The organism is Massilia eurypsychrophila, from assembly GCF_002760655.1.
In the GTDB taxonomy this organism is placed as follows: Bacteria; Pseudomonadota; Gammaproteobacteria; order Burkholderiales; family Burkholderiaceae_D; genus JAFCUW01.
Genome location: NZ_PDOC01000083.1, coordinates 1 through 963 on the forward strand (window position 1 = coordinate 1; position 963 = coordinate 963).

The 963-nt window shown below is 57.5% G+C and carries 1 protein-coding gene; it reads left to right on the forward strand.

The window, feature by feature from the left end:
* The first annotated feature begins 5 nt into the window (after positions 1 to 5).
* Positions 6 to 956, forward strand: coding sequence for an IS1595 family transposase (locus CR105_RS27435; protein ID WP_099794134.1), 951 nt, complete (start codon positions 6 to 8; stop codon positions 954 to 956).
* Positions 957 to 963: the final 7 nt, after the last annotated feature.

Consider the following 963-nt stretch of genomic DNA (forward strand, 5'->3'; position numbering starts at 1 on the left):
CGGCGATGAATCGAGTGCAGTTTCAACCCGGGTTGAGCCTGACGCAGTTCATGGAGCGCTACGGGACCCAGGCCCAGTGTGAGAAGGAGCTCGAAAAATGCCGTTGGCCCGATGGTTTTGTATGTCCCATGTGCGCGCGAAAGGGGCACTACGTCGTTTGGCACGGCAAGGCGAAGACGTTCCAGTGTCACGCTTGCCGACACCAGACCACGCTCACGAGCGGGACCATTTTTCATTCGAGTAAGCTGCCGCTGACGAAGTGGTTTCAAGCGATGTACTTTCTCACCCAGTCCAAAAATAACGTCTCGGCGCTGGAATTGATGCGGGTCGTCGGGGTTTGCTATCGGACCGCCTGGCGCCTCAAACACAAGATCCTTGAGGTGATGGCCGAACGTGAGTCTATTCGCAAACTGGAGGGCCGCGTGGAGGTGGACGACGCCTATCTGGGCGGCGTGCACCCAGGTGGCAAGCGTGGTCGCGGATCGCAGAACAAGGTGCCTTTTATAGCTGCGGTCGAAACTTCTGAGGATGGGCGCCCACTTCATGCCATATTTTCGAAGGTGAAGACATTCGGGCGGGAAGAAGTGAAGACTTGGGCTATGGCGCATCTGTCCGCCGCGAGTATTGTCGTCTCAGATGGATTGGACTGTTTCAGCGCTGTCAAAGCCGCCGGGGCGGCGCACACGCCGTCGGTCGTCGGGAAGGCGCGCCAGAGCAGCGATATGCCATGTTTTAAATGGATCAACACGATACTGGGAAATCTGAAGACCGCCACGAGCGGCACCTACCATGCATTTGATTTCGCAAAATATGGCTTCCTCTACTTGGCAGAGGCGCAGTACCGCTTTAATCGCCGATTCGATATGTCGACCATCCTCACGCGCCTGATCCACGCTGCCGCGGCTACCGGCAGCCGGACCGAAGCGTGGATGCGGCTGGCTGAAGATGAGCGCTAATCAGCAT

Coding starts and splice junctions, on each gene's coding strand:
- CR105_RS27435 (WP_099794134.1), top strand. CDS start 6: ATGAATCGAGTGCAGTTTCAACCCGGGTTGAGCCTGACGCAGTTCATG.